General features: G+C 34.5%; 18 protein-coding genes. 13 read left to right on the plus strand and 5 right to left on the minus strand.

Going from position 1 to position 21,372, the window contains the following annotated elements:
- The first annotated feature begins 330 nt into the window (after positions 1-330).
- From SOM12_RS23735 to SOM12_RS23745, 3 genes are all read left to right on the plus strand, one after another.
- The gene (locus SOM12_RS23735; RefSeq protein WP_320495820.1) at positions 331-1,254 is read left to right on the plus strand and encodes a helix-turn-helix transcriptional regulator; all 924 of its coding nucleotides are present in this window, start codon (positions 331-333) and stop codon (positions 1,252-1,254) included.
- A 275-nt stretch (positions 1,255-1,529) separates the two neighbouring features.
- Complete coding sequence (locus tag SOM12_RS23740; protein ID WP_320495821.1) at positions 1,530-2,252, plus strand: SDR family oxidoreductase; 723 nt, start codon at positions 1,530-1,532, stop codon at positions 2,250-2,252.
- 313 nt (positions 2,253-2,565) lie between these two features.
- Complete coding sequence (locus SOM12_RS23745; RefSeq protein WP_320495822.1) at positions 2,566-3,330, plus strand: SDR family oxidoreductase; 765 nt, start codon at positions 2,566-2,568, stop codon at positions 3,328-3,330.
- Positions 3,331-3,598: 268 nt separating this feature from the next.
- On the opposite strand, the gene SOM12_RS23750 is transcribed toward SOM12_RS23745, so the two are convergent.
- From SOM12_RS23750 to SOM12_RS23760, 3 genes are all read right to left on the minus strand, one after another.
- Positions 3,599-4,072: a hypothetical protein gene (locus SOM12_RS23750; RefSeq protein ID WP_320495823.1), complete on the minus strand. Its 474-nt coding sequence runs from the start codon at positions 4,070-4,072 to the stop codon at positions 3,599-3,601.
- A gap of 123 nt (positions 4,073-4,195) precedes the next feature.
- Positions 4,196-4,900 carry a response regulator transcription factor gene (locus SOM12_RS23755; protein WP_320495824.1) on the minus strand — a complete coding sequence of 235 codons (705 nt, stop codon included), beginning with the start codon at positions 4,898-4,900 and terminating at the stop codon, positions 4,196-4,198.
- Positions 4,897-5,934, minus strand: coding sequence for a sensor histidine kinase (locus SOM12_RS23760; RefSeq protein ID WP_320495825.1), 1,038 nt, complete (start codon positions 5,932-5,934; stop codon positions 4,897-4,899). Before SOM12_RS23760 ends, SOM12_RS23755 begins: the two co-directional genes overlap by 4 nt.
- Before the next feature lie 173 nt (positions 5,935-6,107).
- On the opposite strand from SOM12_RS23760, the gene SOM12_RS23765 reads away from it, so the two are divergent.
- The 6 genes from SOM12_RS23765 to SOM12_RS23790 all read left to right on the plus strand — a co-directional run bounded on the left by SOM12_RS23765 (position 6,108) and on the right by SOM12_RS23790 (position 14,580).
- Entirely contained in the window at positions 6,108-7,493 is a 1,386-nt protein-coding gene (locus SOM12_RS23765) for a TolC family protein (RefSeq protein ID WP_320495826.1), read from the plus strand.
- Between the two features lie 12 nt (positions 7,494-7,505).
- Positions 7,506-10,790, plus strand: a complete 3,285-nt coding sequence (locus SOM12_RS23770) for an efflux RND transporter permease subunit (RefSeq protein ID WP_320495827.1) — start codon at positions 7,506-7,508, stop codon at positions 10,788-10,790.
- Positions 10,780-11,868 carry an efflux RND transporter periplasmic adaptor subunit gene (locus tag SOM12_RS23775; protein WP_320495829.1) on the plus strand — a complete coding sequence of 363 codons (1,089 nt, stop codon included), beginning with the start codon at positions 10,780-10,782 and terminating at the stop codon, positions 11,866-11,868. Before SOM12_RS23770 ends, SOM12_RS23775 begins: the two co-directional genes overlap by 11 nt.
- A 301-nt stretch (positions 11,869-12,169) precedes the next feature.
- A complete protein-coding gene (locus SOM12_RS23780; protein WP_320495831.1) occupies positions 12,170-13,144 on the plus strand; it encodes a DUF4062 domain-containing protein in 975 nt (324 codons plus the stop codon).
- 15 nt (positions 13,145-13,159) lie between these two features.
- Positions 13,160-13,657, plus strand: coding sequence for a TIR domain-containing protein (locus tag SOM12_RS23785; RefSeq protein WP_320495833.1), 498 nt, complete (start codon positions 13,160-13,162; stop codon positions 13,655-13,657).
- A gap of 2 nt (positions 13,658-13,659) precedes the next feature.
- Positions 13,660-14,580, plus strand: coding sequence for a macro domain-containing protein (locus tag SOM12_RS23790; RefSeq protein WP_320495835.1), 921 nt, complete (start codon positions 13,660-13,662; stop codon positions 14,578-14,580).
- Positions 14,581-14,631: 51 nt separating this feature from the next.
- Here SOM12_RS23790 and SOM12_RS23795 read toward each other — a convergent pair whose 3' ends face one another.
- Positions 14,632-14,862 carry a hypothetical protein gene (locus SOM12_RS23795; RefSeq protein ID WP_320495836.1) on the minus strand — a complete coding sequence of 77 codons (231 nt, stop codon included), beginning with the start codon at positions 14,860-14,862 and terminating at the stop codon, positions 14,632-14,634.
- A gap of 805 nt (positions 14,863-15,667) precedes the next feature.
- Complete coding sequence (locus SOM12_RS23800) at positions 15,668-16,216, minus strand: type 1 glutamine amidotransferase domain-containing protein (RefSeq protein WP_320495837.1); 549 nt, start codon at positions 16,214-16,216, stop codon at positions 15,668-15,670.
- 611 nt (positions 16,217-16,827) lie between these two features.
- Between SOM12_RS23800 and SOM12_RS23805 the strand changes: the two genes are divergently transcribed.
- The 4 genes from SOM12_RS23805 to SOM12_RS23820 all read left to right on the plus strand — a co-directional run bounded on the left by SOM12_RS23805 (position 16,828) and on the right by SOM12_RS23820 (position 21,358).
- Positions 16,828-17,505: a response regulator transcription factor gene (locus SOM12_RS23805; protein WP_320495838.1), complete on the plus strand. Its 678-nt coding sequence runs from the start codon at positions 16,828-16,830 to the stop codon at positions 17,503-17,505.
- Positions 17,502-18,860 (plus strand): HAMP domain-containing sensor histidine kinase, encoded by a 1,359-nt coding sequence (locus SOM12_RS23810; protein WP_320495839.1) that lies wholly within the window; start codon positions 17,502-17,504, stop codon positions 18,858-18,860. Before SOM12_RS23805 ends, SOM12_RS23810 begins: the two co-directional genes overlap by 4 nt.
- Before the next feature lie 97 nt (positions 18,861-18,957).
- The gene (locus SOM12_RS23815; protein WP_320495840.1) at positions 18,958-20,244 is read left to right on the plus strand and encodes a TolC family protein; all 1,287 of its coding nucleotides are present in this window, start codon (positions 18,958-18,960) and stop codon (positions 20,242-20,244) included.
- Positions 20,245-20,269: 25 nt separating this feature from the next.
- Complete coding sequence (locus tag SOM12_RS23820; RefSeq protein ID WP_320495841.1) at positions 20,270-21,358, plus strand: efflux RND transporter periplasmic adaptor subunit; 1,089 nt, start codon at positions 20,270-20,272, stop codon at positions 21,356-21,358.
- The last annotated feature ends 14 nt before the right edge of the window (positions 21,359-21,372 follow it).

A 21,372-nucleotide genomic window follows, 5' to 3' on the forward strand; every position in this document is an offset into this window, starting at 1 on the left:
GCTTCCTTTCTCAATCATAAATCTACTTAAAATTTCAAAAAACAAATCTAAAGGAGGAACGAGACCCGAGCGATAGCGAATAGGCGAAGCAAATCTCCACAAGTAGCTCTACAAAGATTGGCAATTCAGCTTGCGGAGTTTCTTGCGAAGATTTCTCGTTCCTCGAAATGACATAAAATGTGTATAGTACTTTTGCGAACATTGCGAAAAAACCTTGCGCTCTTTGCGTTTAAATAAACACAAAGCAAGACAACCTGAAACCTGAAACTTGAAACAAACCAAAACCAATCTTTATATTTTTCGTATATTTGAATTTCGCAATTCACAAATATGAAATCCCTAGATTCCTTTTACCAAGATATTACCGAAGGCTCAACTGTTGACCCCACTTCTTTATTGCCAAACGACATTCAGAAAGAAATCGGGCACTTTAATGTTTTCGACATAAAAGAACTTCTAGAGCGCATGAAAGGAAAGCCTGGAATGCCTTATGACCGCAGAGCGTATTACAAAATAAGTTTAATTAGAGGTCACAACAAAGCGGAATATGCCGATAAAGTAATCGAAATCGAAAAACAGGGATTGCTATTTGCAACTCCAAAAATTCCGTACAATTATTTACCACAAGACACCAATCAAGGTGGACAATTTTGCGTTTTCACCAGTGAATTTTTATCTAAAAATAAAAGCGGAATTGATCTAGACGAACTTCCCATTTTCGCTTCAGACGGTTATCCAATTTTTCAGCTTTCTGACGAAGAAGTTGAAGAAGTTGCTTTGATTTTCAACAAAATACAAAAAGAAATCAACTCGGATTATATTTACAAGTATGATTTAATTCGAAATTATGTGGCGGAGTTAATTCATTTCGGACAAAAATTACAGCCTATTACAGCTTTATATTCTAAGCACAATTCGGCAGCAAGAGTTTCTTCTTTATTTGCTGAATTATTAGAAAGACAATTCCCAATTGAATCCCCAAATCAGCGATTAGAATTGAGAACAGCGAAAGATTTTGCCGAAAGATTATCTGTTCATGTAAATCATTTAAATAAGGTTCTAAAGGAAAACACCGGAAAAACCACGACAGAATTAATCAGCAACCGACTGACAAACGAAGCCAAAATACTTTTAAAACAAACCGATTGGAATATCTCGGAAATCGCTTATTCCCTTGGTTTTGAAGAATTAGCGCATTTCTCTAATTTCTTTAAAAAACAAACTTCTTATACGCCAATTGCTTTTAGAGCTTAAATTTTGTTTCAGGTTTCAGGTTTCAGGTTTCAGGTTTCAGGTTTCAGGTTTCAGGTTTCAGGTTTCAGGTTTCAGGTTTCAGGTTTCAGGTTTCGTAGAACTTTGTCAAAGTTTGAAACTTTGACAAAGTTTAACACAACGTTTTGGAATTTGGAATTTGAATTTTGGAATTTATCACTCGTGATTTGAATTTCGCAAACATCCATTTGATATTTACAACTCCCCAACTCTACTTCGCTCCTACCTTTGTCTCATCAAATTAAAAGAACGAAAAGATGAATTTATCAAACAACAAAATCTTAATAACTGGCGGTGCGAGCGGTATCGGACTTGGACTTGCCGAACGATTTATTCAGGAAAACAATACCGTGATTATTTGCGGAAGAAGAGAATCGGTTTTAAAAAACGTAAAAGCAAAATTTCCTACGGTTATAACAAAAGTATGCGACTTATCTATAGAACAAGAACGAATCGCTCTTTACGAATGGATTGCTGCAAATCATCCTGATTTAAACGTTTTAATCAATAATGCGGGAATTCAGAATTGGGTTTCGGTTACTGATGCTGATTTTTACGAAAGTATGAAAGCAGAAATCAGCACCAATATTGAAGCGCCTTTGCATTTAACTTCCTTATTTATTCAGTTGCCGTCGCTAAAAACAGTGATGAATGTAACTTCTGGATTAGCCTTTTCTCCTTTTGCAAAAGTTCCAGTTTATTCGGCTACAAAAGCGTTTTTTAGATCGTTTACACTTTCGCTTCGTCATTTATTAAAAGAAAAAAATATTGAAGTAGTCGAAATTATTCCACCAGCGTTAAACACAGATTTAGGCGGAATCGGTCTTCACGACGCACATCCAAGCGTAAGCAGTTTTATCGAATCTATCTTCGAACAACTAAAAGAAGGCAGACAGGAATTGACCTTCGGCACAAGCGAAACCAGATTAAACGCAAGCGCAGAAGAATTGAGAAATCATTTTAATGCAATGCATAATTAATGGTAAATTATAAATGGTGAATTGTTAATTGAAAAGATAAAACATTTGGAACTTCACTTTCTATAAATACACATAGCTATGTGTTAGAAACTAGTTTCTTTAAGCAATCTTTTAAAAGAGAAATAAAATCTATGTTTCTATGTTTTTAAATAATAAACTCAACGATTTGTCCTCCTGAGCGAAGTCGAAGGACATTGGTGCCGTAAAGGTCTTCGACTACGCTTAGACTGACAAAAAAACAGCAAGTAATTCACAATTAACCATTCAGCATTCACAATTAATAATTAACCATTCACAATTAACAATTAAAAAAATGGCAGTAAATACAAAAATAGCTCTAGTTACAGGCGGTAGCAGAGGTTTAGGAAAAAACATGGCAATTGCAATTGCAAAAAAAGGACTTGATGTAATTATCACGTACAACAGTAAAAAAGAAGAGGCTGATTTAGTAGTAAAAGAAATTGAAAGTTTAGGTCAAAAAGCGGCTTCATTGCAATTGAATGTTGCTGAACCTGGAACTTTTGATTCATTTTTTGAAAGTGTAAAAACAGTTTTGAAAGACACTTTTAAAACCGATAAATTCGACTTTTTAGTAAACAACGCTGGAATCGGAATTCACAATTCTTTCATTGGAACAACCGAATCTGAGTTTGATCAATTGACTAATATTCAGTTTAAAGGACCGTTTTTCTTAACTCAAAAAGGATTAAACGTAATGAATGACGGTGGCGGAATTGTAAACATTTCGACAGGTTTAGCTAGATTTTCTTTCCCTGGTTATGCAGCTTATGCATCTATGAAAGGCGCTATTGAAACTTTAACCAAATATCAAGCAAAAGAATTAGGAGCAAGAAAAATTAGAGCTAATGTTGTGGCTCCTGGCGCTATTGAAACTGATTTTGGAGGCGGTGTAGTTCGCGATAACGAACAAATGAACCAGCAAATCGCTTCTGTAACGGCTTTAGGAAGAGTTGGTTTACCTGACGATATTGGCGGTGTTGTTGCCTTTTTATGTTCCGAAGATGCAAGATGGGTAAATGCTCAAAGAATCGAAGTTTCTGGTGGAATGATGTTATAAGAGGTTTCAAGTTTCAAGTTTCATGTTTAACCGCAAAGAACGCAAAGGTTTACGCAAGGTTCGCAAAGTTTTTTACATAAAGCTTTGCGAACTTTGCGTTTATCTAAACATAAAGCTTAGAAAAAACCTTGCGCACTTTGCGGTTAAAACACACAAACAATATCAACTTGAAACTTGAAACTTGAAACAAAAAAAAACAAAACCCGATAAGTAACCAAAAACTTATCGGGTTTGTCATTTCAAATAATATTTGAATTAGTAAAGCGTTTTAGTTTTTTTCTACAGAGACATTAAAACCTCCCTCTGCGTCAAAAACAATATCATAAAATTTAGTATCTTTTTCTACACCGACTTCGTACGTTGTTTTTTTCTTATCGTCTACCACCATTGCAATTTCTAGAATCGCTTTTGCTTTATAATTCTTTTTTAAATACGACTGTGCTTTTATCGGAAGCTGTTTAAACGAGATCTGCAATTCATACGCTTTCATGTTTCCAAGATTATCGTAAATCGCTACCGCTTTTGTTCTGTCATCTACATTGTATCGCGCTTCATACCTGATCTCATCTGCGTCGTCACCAACATATTCTTCCGACCAGACTGGTACTTTTCCCGGATATTCCCTTTCAAAAGCAAATCGAATTTTCTCTGGAGGCGTGACTACTTTTTTCATATTGGTTCCCTCCTGCGCAATTAAAAAACTACTGCATAAAAAAGTAAAAGACAAAAGCACGTTTTTCATAGTTTCATTTTTTTAATTAAACTTTAATAACGTATTAAAAGTACTACTTTTTCTATTACGATAATAGGAAGAAATTAACATTTTTTCTCGGAAGAAAAAACTCTTTTAAAATCAGGCATTCAATTACAATTCTAGCTTTTTTAATCGGTCCGTTAGTTCTCTTTTATAAGTAATTCCAATTGGGATTCTTTCATTTTTAATCACCACAAAATCTTTTTCGGTTGCATCAATTTTATCCAGCGCCACGATATAGGATTTATGAATTCGCATAAAACTCTTTTCTGGAAGACATTTTTCAAACTCTGTTGTAGTGATAGAAGCCAGATACGTTCTTTTGATGGTGTGAAGTTTTACGTAATTACCAAAACTCTGCGCATACAAAAGCTGGTCCAATTCAATTTCCATTAAATAACCATCAACTTTTACACTTACTGAGTTAACAGTTTCTTCTGTCTTTTGCTTTGAATTTTCGGTAGCAAAAAAACGGTCAATTGCTTTTAAAAATCTAGGAAAATAGATTGGTTTCAGCAAATAATCAATTACGCCGTAATCATAACTTTCTAAAGCAAATTCAGAATAAGCCGTTGTTAAAATTGTTTTAGGATGCGTTGGAAGAATTTTAAGTAATTCCATTCCTGAAATTTCAGGCATATTGATATCCAGAAACATTAAATCGACTGAATTCTCTCTAAGGTAATTCATCGCTTCAATGCCGTTATAACCTTGAAAAACCAATTCTAACTGCGGATTCTGTTTGATATAATTAGCCAGAACATAATGCGCAGCGGGTTCATCATCTATAATAATGCATCTTTTTGTTTCTCTCATCCTACAAACTTTTTAAGCTGTATTTGTAAATCTACAATATAAGTCTGTTTATCGTCTTTTACATCCAATTTATAGTCTTTTCCATAAATTAAATTCAGACGTTCAATCGTATTTTTCAAACCGATTTTGGTCGAAATCACATCGTTTTTCTTCGGAATTGAATTGGCTACATGAAGATGCAATAATCCACTTTCGACAGTAATATTAATTTTTACGAAGCAATTTTCGATAGCACAAGTTCCGTGTTTAAAAGCATTTTCGATAAATGCAATTAGCAACATCGGAGAAATTTTATAGGTGTATTCGATATCTACTTTACTTTCAAAATTAATCTCACAACGATAACCCACACGCTCTTTTTCTAGCTGAACATAACTGTTTATAAATTCCAATTCGTCTTCTAAAGAAACACATTGTTTGCTGTTGCTTTCTAATTGGTAACGCATTAATTGCGAAACTTTCATAATCAAATCTGGCGTTCTGTCTGGAAACTGAAGACTGATTCCGTAAAGTGTATTAAATGTATTGAATAAAAAATGCGGATTTAATTGTCCTTTCAATGAATTCAATTGCATTTGATTGAACAATAAAGCCGCATCGGTTTGTTTTCTGTGAATGCGATAAAACTTAAAAACAATTATCGGACTCAGAATGCAGACCAAAGTTCCTAAAACACTCGCCAATTGGTACGCATAACTTCTCTGATGCGAGTTTTGATACAAATGGCATTTGGCAAACATATCCATTCTTGTAATTTCATACAAAATGACAGAAAATACAAAAACTCCAAAAAGCGTTAAAATGATATAGGTAAAAGGTTTATTGCTTTTAAATAAAATAGGAAGCAGAAAAAAGCGATTAAACTGCGCATGCATATATAAAATGCAATAAAAAAACACACCCATTGCAATAGAAACGAAAGAACTAAATAACATCCAATCATTTTTTAGGGTATATATTGTAAAGGAGAAAAGGACAACAGCAACCTCCTGCCACCATTTGTTATCCAGTATGTTATCAATTTTTTTGTTCATTCTTAATTTTGAAATAGTTTACAAAGTACGAACAAATATTTAATTAATTTTTTCAAAAAATGACCAATTCAATTCGTCATTTACTAGTGCAGTACATCACTTAACCTGACTTTTATCAGTATAAGAGAAATAAATTTGTTTCATCAAAACATTTTATATCACACCTTGAGTTTATGTATTTCAAAAAAATTACCTTATTATTTTTCTTGATTTTTGCCTCAATCGGTTACGCTCAAAACCTGTCTTTAAAAGAAGCAGTAAAAACAGGTCTTGAAAACTACGGTTCTATCCGGGCAAAAAACAATTACACCAATGCATCAAAAGAGACTCTAAAACAATCTCGACGTGATTATCTGCCGAACTTAAATTTATCGGCACAGCAAGATTACGGAACTGTAAACGGACAAAACGGACCGTTGTATGGTTTTGGTGGTTTAGGAGTTGCTTCATCAGGTTTACCTCTTCCTGAACAAAACTGGAATTCGGCGTTTGGTGCGCTTTATCTAGTCAACATGAACTGGGATTTTTTCACTTTCGGAAAAACACAGGAAAAAATCAATTTATCTAAAATTGATGTTCAGGCCAAAGAAAAAGACTTACAGCAGGAAAAATTCCAGCAGGAAATTAAAATTTCGGCTGCCTATTTAAATCTATTGGCAAGTCAGAGATTGCTGATTTCTCAGCAGAAAAATCTAGATCGCGCAGAAGTTTTCAAAAAGACAGCTGTTGCAAGAGTTAAAAACGGATTATTGGCCGGAGTCGATTCTACATTGGCTACAGCTGAAGTTTCTAAAGCTAAAATTGCTTTAAACTTAGCAAGGAATTTCGTTAAGGAACAAAACAATAAATTGGTCGATTTAATGGGCGTTGCGCCTCAGGATTTTGTTACCGATACGCTTTTTGTAACTCAGATTCCAAAAGAATTGATTCAAGGAAATGCAGCAAATGACAGTCTTCATCCGTTATTGCAACTGTACAAAACCAAAATCGATTACAGCAATCAGCAGGTTAAATTATTCAAGCGTTTTTATTATCCGACCATGAGTGCTTTTGGGGTTTTACAAACCAGAGCTTCAGGATTTGACAATACTTATGCTACAGACCAAAATGCTTTTAGCAGAAACTATTGGGATGGCGTAAATCCAGACCGTACCAATTATTTGGTTGGTGTTGGAATTACATGGAATTTAACCACTCCTTTTAGATCAAGCAAACAAGTAAGCGCTCAGAAATTTGTTTCTCAAGCTTTGCAGGAAGAATACAATCAGGCCGATAGAGAATTGAAATCGCAATTGAATTTTGCCGAAGATAAGATCAAAATTACGTTAGAAAATTATGCCGAAGCGCCTATTCAGGTTGATGCGGCAAAAAGAGCTTACGTACAGAAATCGACATTATACAAAAACGGTTTAACCGATCTGACCGATTTAACACAAACGATGTATGTTTTAAACCGTGCCGAAATCGACCGTGATATTGTCAACAATAATGTATGGCAGTCGTTCTTACTGAAAGTAGCCGCAACAGGCAATTTTGACTTATTTATAAATGAATTTTAACTATAGATCCAAATGAATTTAATACGTTTTGCACTCCGCAAACCCATTTCCATTTTAGTATTGGTTGCGGGTCTATTTTTCTTCGGAATTGGTGCCATCAAAGACATTAAGGTAGACATTCTGCCAAAAATGAATTTGCCGGTTATCTATATTGCGCATCCGTTTGGAGGTTACACGCCAGACCAGATGGAGGCTTATTTTGCTAAAAACTACGTAAACGTTTTACCTTTCTCGAACGGTATCAAATCGGTAGAAACCAAAAATATTCAGGGGTTAATGATTATGAAATTAACCTATTATGAAGGAACCAACATGGCTCAGGCAGCTGCCGAGTTAAGTGCGCTTTCCAACAGAATCCAAGCGGCTTTTCCTCCGGGAACACAGCCTCCGTTTATCATTCGTTTTGACGCTTCTTCTTTGCCTATTGGACAATTGGTTTTAAGCAGTAAAATACGTTCCAACAACGAATTACAGGATTTAGCCAACGTTTACGTTCGTGCTTCCTTTACTGCAATTCCAGGTTTATTATCGCCAGCACCTTTCGGCGGAAGCCCAAGAACTATTGAGGTAAATGTTGATCCAGATTTATTGCGTTCTCATAATATGACGCCAGACCAAATCGTAGATGCGATTCGTTTGAACAACCAAACTGCTCCTTCTGGAAACGTGCGTATGGGCGACAAAAACTATATTACGCCAACGAATAATACAATTAAAGAAGTTAAAGATTTTGAACAGATTCCGTTATTCAAAGGCGGTGTTCAGAACTTAAAATTAGGCGATGTTGCGTCTGTAAAAGACGGTGCCGATATTACGGCAGGTTATGCTTTGGTAAACGGAAAACGTTCGGTTTACATTAGTATCGCAAAAGCGGGAGACGCTTCGACTTGGGATGTGGTTCAGAAATTGAAAAAAGAACTTCCTAAAATTCAAAGTACACTTCCTGAAGATGTAAACATTACGTACGAATTTGACCAATCGGTTTATGTAATTAACTCGGTTAAAAGTTTGATTACTGAGGGAATTATCGGTGCGGTTCTAACGGGTTTAATGGTTTTATTATTCTTAGGCGACCGTCGTGCGGCATTAATCGTAATTATGACGATTCCGATTTCGATTATTTCTGGGGTTTTATTCCTGAAATTATTCGGACAGACGATTAACTTAATGTCATTATCAGGATTGGCTCTTGCAATTGGTATTTTGGTGGATGAAAGTACGGTAACCATCGAAAATATTCACCAGCATCTCGACATGGGAAAACCCAAGGCACTCGCCATTTGGGATGCCTGTCAGGAAATTGCTTTGCCTAAATTGTTGATCCTTCTTTGTATTCTAGCCGTATTTGCACCAGCATTTACCATGGTCGGAATTCCGGGAGCATTGTTCTTGCCTTTGGCTTTAGCGATTGGATTCTCAATGGTAATTTCATTCTTGCTTTCGCAGACTTTTGTTCCTGTAATGGCCAACTGGATGATGAAAGGTCATGAAAAACACGAACACGCACCCAATATAACAGACGATGAAGCAGAGTTTAACGCCTGCGGATTAACGCCTGAATCGGAGCAAAATTTAATTGGTCAGAAAAAAGATTTGGTTGAAAGAGAAGACTTCAACAACGACGGGAAAGTAAGAGGTTTCGAAAAATTCAGAAATCGTTTCATGCGAACTTTAGATCGTTTGTTTGTTCATAAAAAAGCAACGACTATTATTTATCTAACGGGATCAATTATTCTGGCGATTGTATTTCTTACTTTTATCGGAAAAGACGTTTTCCCGAGAACCAATTCAAGTCAGTTTCAATTGAGAATGCGCGCCATTGACGGAACGCGTTTGGAAAGAACAGAAGAACAAGCTAGAGTTGTTTTAAAAGAATTGGAGAAAATGGTGGGTAAAGATCATATCGGAATTACGTCTGTATATGTCGGCCAGCACCCTTCTCTGTTCTCGATCAACCCGATTTATTTATTCATGGCAGGTTCTCACGAAGCGGTTTTCCAAGTGAGTTTAAAAGACTATCATGAAGATATGGACGATTTTAAAGATGAGTTTAGAGCAAGACTTAAAAAAGTATTGCCAGACACTAAACTTTCTTTTGAGCCAATCGAATTGACGGATAAAGTTTTAAGCCAAGGTTCTCCTACTCCAATCGAGATTCGAGTGGCCGGAAAAGACAAAAAACGAAACGAATTGTACGCCACTCAAATTGTAGACAAATTAAAAGCGATTTCTTATTTCAGAGACGTACAGATTGGTCAGCCCATTCATTATCCAGCAATGAATATTGATATTGACAGAACCCGTGCGGCTGAATTAGGAGTTGATATGAATGATATTTCACGTTCATTGGTTGCCTCAACCTCATCTTCTCGTTATACCGAAAAAAATAACTGGGTAGACGAAAAAGCAGGATTATCGTATTCTGTTCAGGTTCAAGTACCATTAAATAAAATGAAAAGCAAAACCGATATTGGAGAAATTCCGGTATTAAAAAACTCGCTTCGTCCGGTTTTAAGCGACGTTGCCAAAATTACACCGGGATTTGTAAGCGGTGAAAATGACAATTTAGGGGCCATGCCATACATTACCGTTACGGCAAACATCTACCAAACCGATTTAGGTACGGCATCAAAAGATGTGAGCAAAACAATTAGTGCCTTGGGCGAATTACCTCGTGGTTTGTTTATCACGCCAATTGGACTAAGTACTGTATTGACTGAGACATTAAGCAGCTTGCAAACGGGGTTATTGGTTGCCGTTTTCGTAATCTTCTTAATGTTGGCCGCTAATTTCCAATCGTTTAAAGTTTCGCTGGTTATTTTAACAACAGTTCCTGCGGTAGTTTTAGGATCTTTATTAATGCTGACGCTTACAGGTTCAACGTTGAATTTACAGTCGTATATGGGAATCATTATGTCTGTTGGGGTTTCTATTGCCAACGCCGTTTTATTGGTTACGAATGCCGAACAGCTTCGAAAAATAAACGGAAATGCCTTAGAATCTGCGCGTGAAGCGGCTGCGTTGCGTCTTCGTCCGATTATCATGACTTCGGTTGCGATGATTGCGGGAATGTTGCCAATGGCAATTGGACACGGCGAAGGAGGCGATCAGGTTTCTCCGTTAGGAAGAGCGGTTATTGGCGGATTATTATTTTCTACTTTTGCCGTATTATTAATCCTTCCGCAGATATTTGCGTGGGCACAAGAAAAAACATCGACACAATCTGTTTCTTTAGATCCTGAAGACGAAGAAAGTATCCATTATATCTCATCATTAAAACCAAAAAATGAACACTAAAATTATAAAATATAGCCCGCTGTTTCTAGCAGCAGTATTTTTCCTGAACAGCTGTAATTCTAAAAAAGAAGAAACGGTTAAAGCGGAAATCGAACCTAAAGTAGAAACTTTCGCTTTAGCGAAAGAAAAACTAACAACAGAATTGCGTTTACCAGCCGAATTAACGGGTTTCCAACAAGTTGATTTGTATGCAAAAGTGAGCAGTTTCGTAAAATTATTGAAAGTTGATATTGGTACGAAAGTAAAAAAAGGACAGCTTTTAATTGTTTTAGAAGCACCAGAAATCAGTTCGCAATTGGCTGCAGCCGAATCAAGATTGAAATCTATGGAAGCCATTTATGCAACCAGCAAAAGCACGTACAACCGTTTGTACGAAACGAGCAAGGTTGAAGGAACGATTTCTAAAAACGATTTAGAAATGGCAAGCGGTAAAAAGAACTCTGATTACGCACAACTTCAAGCGGCAATTGCGGCTCATAAAGAAATTGCGATTATGAGAGGTTATCTTGAAATTCGTGCGCCTTTTGATGGTGTTGTAGCCGCTAGAAATGTGAATTTAGGTACATTTGTCGGTCCAGCAGGAAAAGGTTCAGATTTGCCTTTATTAACGATTCAGGAACAAAGCAAATTACGTTTGGCGGTTTCTGTTCCAGAATTATATACTGGATATTTACACCCAGGCGACGAAATGAGTTTTAATGTAAAATCGTTACCAGAAACGTTTACCGCAAAAATTACCAGAATGTCTGGTGCTTTAGATTTAAAATTACGTTCTGAAAGAGTTGAGATGGACGTTCACAATACCAAAGGAAATTTATTGCCTGGAATGGTTGCCGAAGTTCTTTTACCGCTTAACGCGAAAGACAGCACATTTGTAGTGCCAAAATCGGCGGTGGTGAATTCTGCGGAAGGTTTATATGTGGTGAAAGTAGTAAACCACAAAGCCACAAGAGTTGACATTAAAAAGGGAAGAGAAATCGAAGATAAAATCGAAATTTTTGGCGATTTGACTCCAAACGATAAACTGGTAAAAATTGCCAGCGAAGAAACTAAGGAAGGCGATGTCATAAACGAATAACCTGCGTTTTAGTCTTCAATTTAGTGATTACCAAAAACTGTACGCATTCTTAGGAATGCAAATTTAAAAATTTGCCTAAAAGGGCAGTTCTTCTTTAATTGGAGGGACTGTCCTTTTTTTGTTTAGTCAAAACGCAAAATATATAATTTAAGAAATAAGATTTATATATAATAAACAGGTATAACTACTTGGTTGTATACATTCTCTAATTAATACTTTTGAAATCAAAATTTACTCAAAAGCATAATGATAATTGTTTGCTTTTTTTAGCATTCAAAATGAAAATGTAATAATTAATTATATGGCAAAACCAAGAATTTTTGTTAGCTCCACCTTTTATGATCTTAGGCAAGTTCGTTCAGATTTAGATATTTTTATTGAAAATTTAGGTTATGTTCCTGTTAGAAATGAAGAAGGAGATATACCATATGGCAAAGATGATGCTTTAGAAGAATATTGTTATAAAGAAATTAAAGCTGTAGATGTTTTAGTATCCATCATTGGAGGAAGATTCGGATCTGAATCTAGAAAAAATAATTCTTCCGTCTCTCAAATAGAATTAAGAACAGCTCTTAAAGAAAATAAGCAAGTCTATATATTTATTGAAAAAAATGTATTATCTGAATATGAAACTTATCTTTTAAACAAAGAGAATGCTTCACTAAAGTACAAATATGTTGACGATATAAGAATTTATCAATTCATAGAAGAGGTTAAAAATCTGAATACAAATAATAACATTAAAGGTTTCGAAATAGCTTCTGATATATCAAGATACTTAAAAGAACAGTTTGCTGGTCTTTTTCAAAGATTTTTGGAAGAGCAAACAAGAGTTAAAGAAATTAGTTTGATTAGGAATTTGGAAAAGACTGCCCAAACTTTAAATAAACTAGTAAATTTTTTAAGTGATGAGAATAAAGGACAGGCAGAAGAAATCAATAAAATTCTAATGATAAACCATCCACTAGTTGAGTCAATAAGAACTCAATTAAGTGTACCATATAACTTTTATATTGAGGGCTTTTTAGATATGAAAGAATTATTAGAAGCAAGAGGTTTTAAAGAAACTGACTTTTTGCCATGGGATATAGATAATGGTATTTCTGAATGGACAAAAACAGCTAACAGAAAAAAACAGATTCTTCACATATCAGATAGCTTATTTGACGATGATAAAAAATTAAAATTCATTAAACGAACAGAATGGAATGATGAGTTTTTCAAATTAAGTGAAATAGAAGAGATAGTTGCTGAAGAAGATGATTTACCATTCTAATAAAAAATAAGAATTATGAAAGATAAAATTTATACTGTTTTTGACGGTGATACAGATATTCACTACTTCTATTTGATGAAAGCATGGACAAATAATGAGAGTTTCAATTTTGAAATTAAAGATGCTCATGACCTAAACTATGCAAAAGATACAAGTTTAGAAGAAAGCATAAAAAATCAACTTAGAATACGTTTACAAAATTCTAAAGCTATTATTTTATTAGTTGGTGAAAAAACAAAATATCTACACAAGTTTGTTAGATGGGAATTAGAATATGCACTACGAAATAAATTACCAATAATTGCCGTGAATTTGAATAATCAACGTAGTAGAGATATGGATAGATGTCCTGCAATAATTAGAGATGAGCTAGTAATACATGTTTCATTTAACCATAAGATCATAAAATATGCGCTTGATCATTGGCCAGACAGATATAATAAATTATCAAAATTAGGAGAATCGGGTGCTAGATACTACCTAGATAGTGTTTACAAAGAATTAAGTCTATAAAAATGGAAAAACTATACAACAAATTTATCTATTCATTTTTGTTTGATTACAATAAAGAACGAGTTACAAATATATTAATTACTTTTTTTGGAATTATTGGATTCATTTGGACAATTATAGAATGTTCAACTTGGATATTCTCAGAATCGAAATATCCTCAAGATTTAAAAGATTTTATTCGTGAAAATATAAATATCTCTTTAATCCTAATTTTTCTCTTAAGTGTAATTCGTCATCGACGAAAACTAAAAATTGAAAAAAAATTCAGCAATACTGACTTGAAAGTTATTGTAGAGTTTTGTGATATTTTTAAGCAAAAAGGGGCTATTATTATTCCAGTAAGTGATACTTTTGATAACGATATTCCTAATGGTTTAGTTAATAAAAAAACAGTTCATGGTCAATTCATTGAAAAGTTTTACTCATCGAATATTGGAACTCTCAATAGTGAGATAACAAGAAACCTTCAGTTAGTTGGAGCAATCCCAATTGAAACCAATAATAACCTTAAAGGAAATAAAGTAAGATATGATATTGGCACCGCATGTTCTATAAAACCGAGTAACGATAAATATTTTTATTTAAGTGCTTTAAGTTTTATGAAAGAAACAGGAAACGTAGAAATGAGACCAGAATATCTTTATGACTTTTTATCTAAAACATGGGATTTTATTCCAAATCATGGGGAATATCATGATACTGTAAATATTCCTGTGATTGGAACAGGGTTACACAGACTTCCCGCTAATCACACTAATCAATTTATAGTTAATGAAATTGTAAACTCTTTCTTTGTAACATCCAAAGTTCAAACTTTCTGTAAAACTTTAAGAATTTGCCTTTATCACAAGAACTATAAACTTTACAATTTTGAGAATTTAAACATCTTATTCTGTCATATTGACAACTATTTAAATAGATAGATTTTAATAAAACCTCGACCTTAAAAAAGTCGAGGTTTTTACTTTTCTTTACTACTCACTCAAATAAGGATTCAAAATCTCCGCCAATTCATTGAGCCAATAATAATTGTCTTCAAAATTGGTTAGTCCAATTTGGAGAGTTTCGTGTTGTCGCATTACGGCAAGAGCTAAAATGCAATTTACTTGTCTTAAGATTTTAGCCATATCTTCGGGATCTATAATATGGTTAAAAAAATCAATCAGCCTTGTTTCGGCTTCTTTGGAAAGGGTGTTTGTTTTCATAAAGTGAAGAATTTAAGAAAAAACCCTCATACCTTAGCAGTCTTACGCTTCTTCACGGCGTCAAAGTCCTTTCGGAGCTTTACTACATAGCACGAGGGCAAATTTTATGTTGTCTTAATGTGAAGATTTAAGAACTTCAAATGTAAGAAAACTTTTTAAAAAGAAAGATTTTTCTTTCAATTAATATATTGCTTTTATCAAATATACTAAATCTATATTTCAGCTGGTATTTATCGCATCTTTGTCATTTCGACGTAAGGAGAAATCTTCGCGAGAAACTCCGCAAACTAAATCTCCAATCTTTGTCGAGCTACTTGTTGAGATTTCTCCCTTCGGTCGAAATGACAAACTAAACGAATAGACAAATTGAACGCCTTTGTCAGGCTGAGCGAAGTCGAAGCCCCGCAAACTTAATCGACAATCTTTGTCGATATGCGCGTGTGATCCTTCGTTCCTCAGGATGACAAACTGCATGTAAACATTTGTTTGGCTGAGCGATCCCGAGGCTTCGGGAGAAGCCCCTCAATTATTTCAAAACATAGACTCTGGTTTCAACCAGAGGAACGCAAAGATCGATCCTCAATTAATTAAAAGAATCAATTGCCTCCAGCTTTAGCTGGAGGTATAAATAAGGAACTATAGTAAGGCTTTAGCCAAAATGCGCATTTTGACTAAAGCCTTATTACTATTGAACCTTTTAATCCCCTAGTTAAAACTAGGGGCTATTCAACAAAAAAAAATGCAGGATCAAAATATGATCCTGCATTTTTTTATAATTTGATAAATCTAAATAGAAATTTCTTTTTTAGACTCTCTGGCGCTCATGCATTCCTTCTTTAATTTCTTCCACCATTTTTTTATTAAAAGCGGGCAAATCATTTGGGTTTCGGCTGGTTACTAATCCGTTGTCTACGACTACTTCTGAGTCTTCCCATTGTGCTCCGGCATTTTTCAAATCGTTTTTAATAGAGAAAAACGACGTTACTTTTCGACCTTCTAAAACGTCAGCATCTACCAGAATTTGAGGTCCGTGACAAATAGCGGCTACTGGTTTTTTACTTTCAAAAAAGGAACGTACAAAATTTACTGCAGCTTCTTCTCTTCTCAATAAATCAGGATTTATAACTCCTCCTGGAATAACCAAAGCATCGTAATCGGCTTCATTTGCCTGATCTAATACGACATCAACATTATATTCGTTGCTCCAATTTCCGTCTTTCCAAGATTTGATCGTACCAGATTTCAAACTGACGATATCTGCATTCCAACCTTGCTCTTCCAGATAGGCTTTTGGTGATGCTAATTCTGATTCTTCAAAACCGTTTGTTGCTATTATGGCGATATTCTTTTTCATAATTTTACTATTTAAAATGTTATTAATTTTGATTTAAGTTAAAATTAGTTATTTCAAACAGCCAGCGGAAATACACGCTGTTAAAGCTTTGTTTAATAAAAGTTAATTAATTGAAAATCAAATTTTTATTAAAAATTAAACTGAAATTATATAAAACTCCTATCAATTTGGTTTACTATTTTATACCATGAAAGCTAAAGAAATGATTGTATAAATTATGTCGCTCCGCTGGAGCTTTTGGTACCGTATGTTTTATGAATCTATAAATATTTCATTCCTCCGGAATTTTCTTTTTCAGATTTAAAAAAATCACATTTAATTTAAAAAATCAATTGCCTCCATCTTTAGATGGAGATTCATTTGATCATGTATAAAAATGGCTTTAGCCAAAAAATACGCATTTTGGCTAAAGCCCTGTAGGATGACAATCTTTCAAACCTCCAGCTAAAGCTGGAGGCAATTCAATAAAAAACTTCAATAACTTATATGACCTTATATGGTTCAAAAAAAATAAATGTTACTTTTGATAATCCTATTTTTTGAAAACAACTTATCAGAAGATTGAAACATTTCCGTTTTAATCAAAACAGCAACCATTATAATTACCATTTATGAATGTTTTACTCATTGAAGATGATAAACGCATCAGCGAATTTATAGTAAAAGGTTTGGAGGAAAACAACTTTACTGTGCATCTGGCCGAAACGGGCGAGATTGCCAGAGACCTCATCCAACAAGATATTTGGGATATTATTTTAATGGATATTATGCTTCCGGGAATTGACGGCATTCAGTTGGTAAAACTAATGCGTTTCAAAAAAAATCATACGCCCGTTTTAATGTTAAGCGCTTTAAGCGACACCGATGATAAAGTAAATGCTTTAGATTCTGGCGCCGATGATTATTTGGTAAAACCGTTTCATTTTAAGGAACTAATTTCGAGAGTAAACGCATTGACTCGAAGAACCAAATTCAACTACGATAAAGTAGAAACCTTGTACACTTTAGGAAGTTTAACTATAAATCCGGAAGAACATAAGGTTACCGAAAACGATAAACTAATCGATTTATCGCCAAGAGAATACAAACTCCTATTGTATTTATTAGAAAACCGAAATAAAGTAATTCCGCGAACGCAGATTTTAAATGCTGTTTGGGGCATTAATTACGATAATAATACGAATGTTGTCGATGTTTATATTTCTTATTTAAGAAATAAAATTGAGCAAAACCATAAATTTATCCATACCATAAAAGGAACAGGATATATGCTTAAAGAAGAATTATGAAAATACGCAACAGGTTTACCTTAATATCGTCTTTTACGTTTAGCGTTGTTTTTGTCATTGCTTCTGTTATCACGTATTATTCTTTCTACAGTTATTCGGAAAAAATTATTTATAACGAACTGCAAAAAACATGTTTACTTACAGGGATTTTCTATCTCGAAAAAGATGAAATTCCCGAAAATCAGCATTTATTAATCGGTCAGCAATTCAGGGAAAATTCGCTTGAAATCATTACGCGTGTATACGACAATAAAAATCAGATTGTATACGGCGACAAAACGATCGACAATAATATCAATGCCGAAAGACTAGATTATATTCGGAAAAACAGAAAGCTTAGTTTCAAATCTAAACATCATTTTTATTTCGGAAGCTATTACCATGACAATCAAGGTGATTTTGTGGTTTTCGTAAAGAAAAATGACGTCGAGTTTAAAACCATGACCGACAGATTGCAAATCATTATGATAATGGTTTTAATCATCGGATTGATTACGATTTATATTGTGAGCCGTGTGCTTTCTAATCTCGCTTACAGTCCGATAAAAAACATTATCGATCAGGTAAACGAAATTCAGGCTTCGTCTCTCGACCGCCAGATTGTTTCTCCAAATTCCAAAGATGATATTCAGGAACTGGTAGAAACGTACAACAATTTATTTACGCGTTTATCGGATACTTTTATCATTCAAAAAAACTTTATCAATTATGTTTCGCATGAGTTTAAAACGCCTTTAACGGCCATTTCTGGAAACTTAGAAGTGTTTGCCCAAAAAGACAGATCGAGTGTCGAATACAAAGAAATGTCTCAAAAAGTATTAGAAAATGTCTATCAAATCGAAGATACAATGAATACTTTGATGATGCTTTCGGGCTTGCGAAACAATACAGAACTCAACGAAATTTTCAGAGTTGATGAATTGGTTTGGGACATTAACGATCAATTGCCTGCTATTTACGATTTAAAAAATGCTCCAATACAAATCGTTCTGGAAGTCGTAAATGACAAACTGCTTTCGATAAAAGGAAACAGCAACGAAATTAAAATCGCTTTATATAATATTATAGAAAATGCTGTAAAATACTCCAACGGAAACCCTATTAAAATAAGTCTGTTGGAACAAGATAATCAACTTAAAATTGTCATTGAAGACCGCGGAACTGGAATTAGCGAAGACGACTTAACTTTTATTAAACAAACCTTTTACAGAGGTAAAAACGTAAAAGATATAAAAGGAAGCGGTGTCGGACTTTCGTTAGCCAATATTATCTTCAAACAAAATAATATCGATTTTAATATTGCATCCAAGAAAGACGAAGGAACTACGGTAACGCTACTATTTCCGCGACTCTAATCGTTTTCTAATGTTGCTCTAACCGTCTTATAACACACCTCAAATTAAGGGCTAATATGTCGCCAATAACTTTGCGACATCATTAAAACTACTTAATTTGAAACGTTTACTTTTAACCTTACTCGTTATTGTATCGCACAAAGGTATGGCGCAGATTGCTGCCATAAACGATACAATTGTGCTGTCCAGAACACAGGCCGAGGCTTTGTTTTTGGAAAAGAATATTTCTCTTATTTCCGAAAAACTGAACATCGATATTGCCGATGCACAAGTGATTCAGGCAAAATTATGGCCTAATCCTACGCTGACTATTGGCGAAATCAATCTTTGGAACAATGCGACTGCACAGCAATTACCGCCGTTATGGGGGAATTTCGGAAAGACTTCTCAAGTCAATGCAGAACTGGAACAACTGATTCAAACAGCCGGAAAACGTAAAAAGATGATTGCGATGGAAAAAGTGGGTGTTGACATCGCCAAAGAATATTTCAAAACTTTTTTACGTAATCTGAAAATCGAATTCAGAAGCAATCTTACCGAATTGCAATACAATCAAGCACAAGAAGCGATTTATAAAAAACAGCTTTCATCGATGCAAACTTTACTGAAAGCTTACGGAAATCAGGTAAAACAAGGAAATGTGGGCAAAGGCGAATACTTCAGGCTAAAAGCAACTGAACTTCAATTTTTAAAAGAAATAGCCGATTTGCAAAAGGAAAATAATTCGTTGCAGAAAGAACTTAAAGTTTTAATGAATCTTCCTGCCACAAACTATATCAAACTTACCGATGAAGGTTTTGTTCCTGATAACAAAAATATCGAAAACATAAACTTAGGCAATCTAATGGCTTCGGCTGTAGAAAACCGACCTGATATGAAAGTGCTTAAACTCGGAAATGAGTATAACGACAACAAGTACAAATATGAAAAAGCAATGCGAACGCCAGATGTTACGCTTGGTGTAAGTTATGACCGTGGAGCGAGTTTAATGAATGATTTTGTGGGAGTTGGTTTCTCTCTTGATCTTCCGTTTTTTAATCGAAATCAGGGAAATATAAAAGCAGCAAAACTAGCTATTGATCAAGGGAAATTATTGGCTGAGGAAAAAACCATCAGCATACAATCTGAAGTATTACAATCTTATGAAGATTTATTGGTGACCAAAAAACTGTACGACAGCGTTGAGGCTGATTATGAAGGAGATTTGGACAAACTTCTGGAAGCGTATCGCAAAAACTTCCTTCAAAAAAATACCAGCATGCTAGAATATCTTGATTTTGTTGATGCTTATTTAGACAACAAATCGATACTGCTGAATTCTAAAATGGATCTGAATAAAAATCTGGAAGAACTGCGCTATATCTCAGGCCAAGAAATCAACTAAATCTAATTTTCAAAAACAAAAACAAATGAAGAAATATATTGTACTCCCAATTCTTGGGTTAATGCTCGTTTACGGATGCGGCAAAAAAGAAGAAGTTAAAGAAACGAAAGACGAGAAATTTTGTATCGATAAAGCCTTAAAAGAAAAAATCACTATAGAGCCAGTACAAAAACGTGCTGTAAGCGAATCGATAAACCTTACGGGAAACATTACATACAATGGCGATCACGTAGTGCAGTTTAACAGCCTTGTTGAAGGAATTATAACCAAAACTACTTTTTCATTGGGCGATTATGTTCGAAAAGGACAAGTTCTGGCCGAGATAAAAAGTACCGAATTAAACAGCATGCAATCTGAAAGCAAATCGCTTCAATCGCAGATCACTGTGGCACAACGCAATTTACAAGCTGCAAAATCAATGTTTGAAGATGGAATTTCATCTCAAAAAGATTTAATGCAGGCACAAAGCGAATTGGATGTTTTAAAATCTTCTTTAGAAAATGTAAAAGCCAATCTGGCCATGTTTAGCGCCAGCAGTGAAAGATCTGTTTTTCTAATTAAAGCGCCGACAGAAGGTTATATCGTAGACAAAAACATAAGTCCAGGAATGCAGATTACAGATAGCAGTGAGCCGCTTTTTACGATTTCTGACTTAAAAGAAATTTGGGTTTTGGTCAATGTATATACGAGTAACTTAAAAAATGTGTCTGAAAATATGCCTGTAGATGTTACAACGCCAGCGTATCCGGGAGAAATTTTTAAAGGAAAAATAAAAATGATGTCCAAAGTTTTTGATGCCGACGAACATGTTTTGAAAGCCAGAATTGTAATGGAAAACAAAAACCTGAAACTTAAACCTGGAATGACTGCTGATATTATTATCGATAAAAGTCTGGGTGGCGAAATGCTAGAAGCTGTTCCTGCAAAAGCCGTGATTTTTGACAACAACCGTGATCATATTTTAATTTATAAAGACGATTGCACAATCGAAACCAGAGAAATTAATCCGGTAGTTAAAAACAACAATTGGGTTTATTTTAAAGACGGAATTAAAGAAGGCGAAATGATCATTACCAAAAATCAGCTTTTGATTCACGAAAGATTAAAAAACTAATTATCCTCTAAACG

This window comes from Flavobacterium sp. CFBP9031 (genome assembly GCF_034044945.1).
In the GTDB taxonomy this organism is placed as follows: domain Bacteria; phylum Bacteroidota; class Bacteroidia; order Flavobacteriales; family Flavobacteriaceae; genus Flavobacterium.

Excerpts from the sequence above, each read along its gene's own strand:
- SOM12_RS23770 (WP_320495827.1), top strand. The coding sequence starts at position 7,506 with ATGAATTTAATACGTTTTGCACTCCGCAAACCCATTTCCATTTTAGTA.
- SOM12_RS23795 (WP_320495836.1), bottom strand. The coding sequence starts at position 14,862 with ATGAAAACAAACACCCTTTCCAAAGAAGCCGAAACAAGGCTGATTGAT.
- SOM12_RS23775 (WP_320495829.1), top strand. The coding sequence starts at position 10,780 with ATGAACACTAAAATTATAAAATATAGCCCGCTGTTTCTAGCAGCAGTA.
- SOM12_RS23780 (WP_320495831.1), top strand. The coding sequence starts at position 12,170 with ATGGCAAAACCAAGAATTTTTGTTAGCTCCACCTTTTATGATCTTAGG.
- SOM12_RS23785 (WP_320495833.1), top strand. The coding sequence starts at position 13,160 with ATGAAAGATAAAATTTATACTGTTTTTGACGGTGATACAGATATTCAC.
- SOM12_RS23755 (WP_320495824.1), bottom strand. The coding sequence starts at position 4,900 with ATGAGAGAAACAAAAAGATGCATTATTATAGATGATGAACCCGCTGCG.
- SOM12_RS23810 (WP_320495839.1), top strand. The coding sequence starts at position 17,502 with ATGAAAATACGCAACAGGTTTACCTTAATATCGTCTTTTACGTTTAGC.
- SOM12_RS23765 (WP_320495826.1), top strand. The coding sequence starts at position 6,108 with ATGTATTTCAAAAAAATTACCTTATTATTTTTCTTGATTTTTGCCTCA.
- SOM12_RS23820 (WP_320495841.1), top strand. The coding sequence starts at position 20,270 with ATGAAGAAATATATTGTACTCCCAATTCTTGGGTTAATGCTCGTTTAC.
- SOM12_RS23740 (WP_320495821.1), top strand. The coding sequence starts at position 1,530 with ATGAATTTATCAAACAACAAAATCTTAATAACTGGCGGTGCGAGCGGT.
- SOM12_RS23735 (WP_320495820.1), top strand. The coding sequence starts at position 331 with ATGAAATCCCTAGATTCCTTTTACCAAGATATTACCGAAGGCTCAACT.
- SOM12_RS23805 (WP_320495838.1), top strand. The coding sequence starts at position 16,828 with ATGAATGTTTTACTCATTGAAGATGATAAACGCATCAGCGAATTTATA.
- SOM12_RS23745 (WP_320495822.1), top strand. The coding sequence starts at position 2,566 with ATGGCAGTAAATACAAAAATAGCTCTAGTTACAGGCGGTAGCAGAGGT.
- SOM12_RS23800 (WP_320495837.1), bottom strand. The coding sequence starts at position 16,216 with ATGAAAAAGAATATCGCCATAATAGCAACAAACGGTTTTGAAGAATCA.
- SOM12_RS23760 (WP_320495825.1), bottom strand. The coding sequence starts at position 5,934 with ATGAACAAAAAAATTGATAACATACTGGATAACAAATGGTGGCAGGAG.
- SOM12_RS23790 (WP_320495835.1), top strand. The coding sequence starts at position 13,660 with ATGGAAAAACTATACAACAAATTTATCTATTCATTTTTGTTTGATTAC.
- SOM12_RS23750 (WP_320495823.1), bottom strand. The coding sequence starts at position 4,072 with ATGAAAAACGTGCTTTTGTCTTTTACTTTTTTATGCAGTAGTTTTTTA.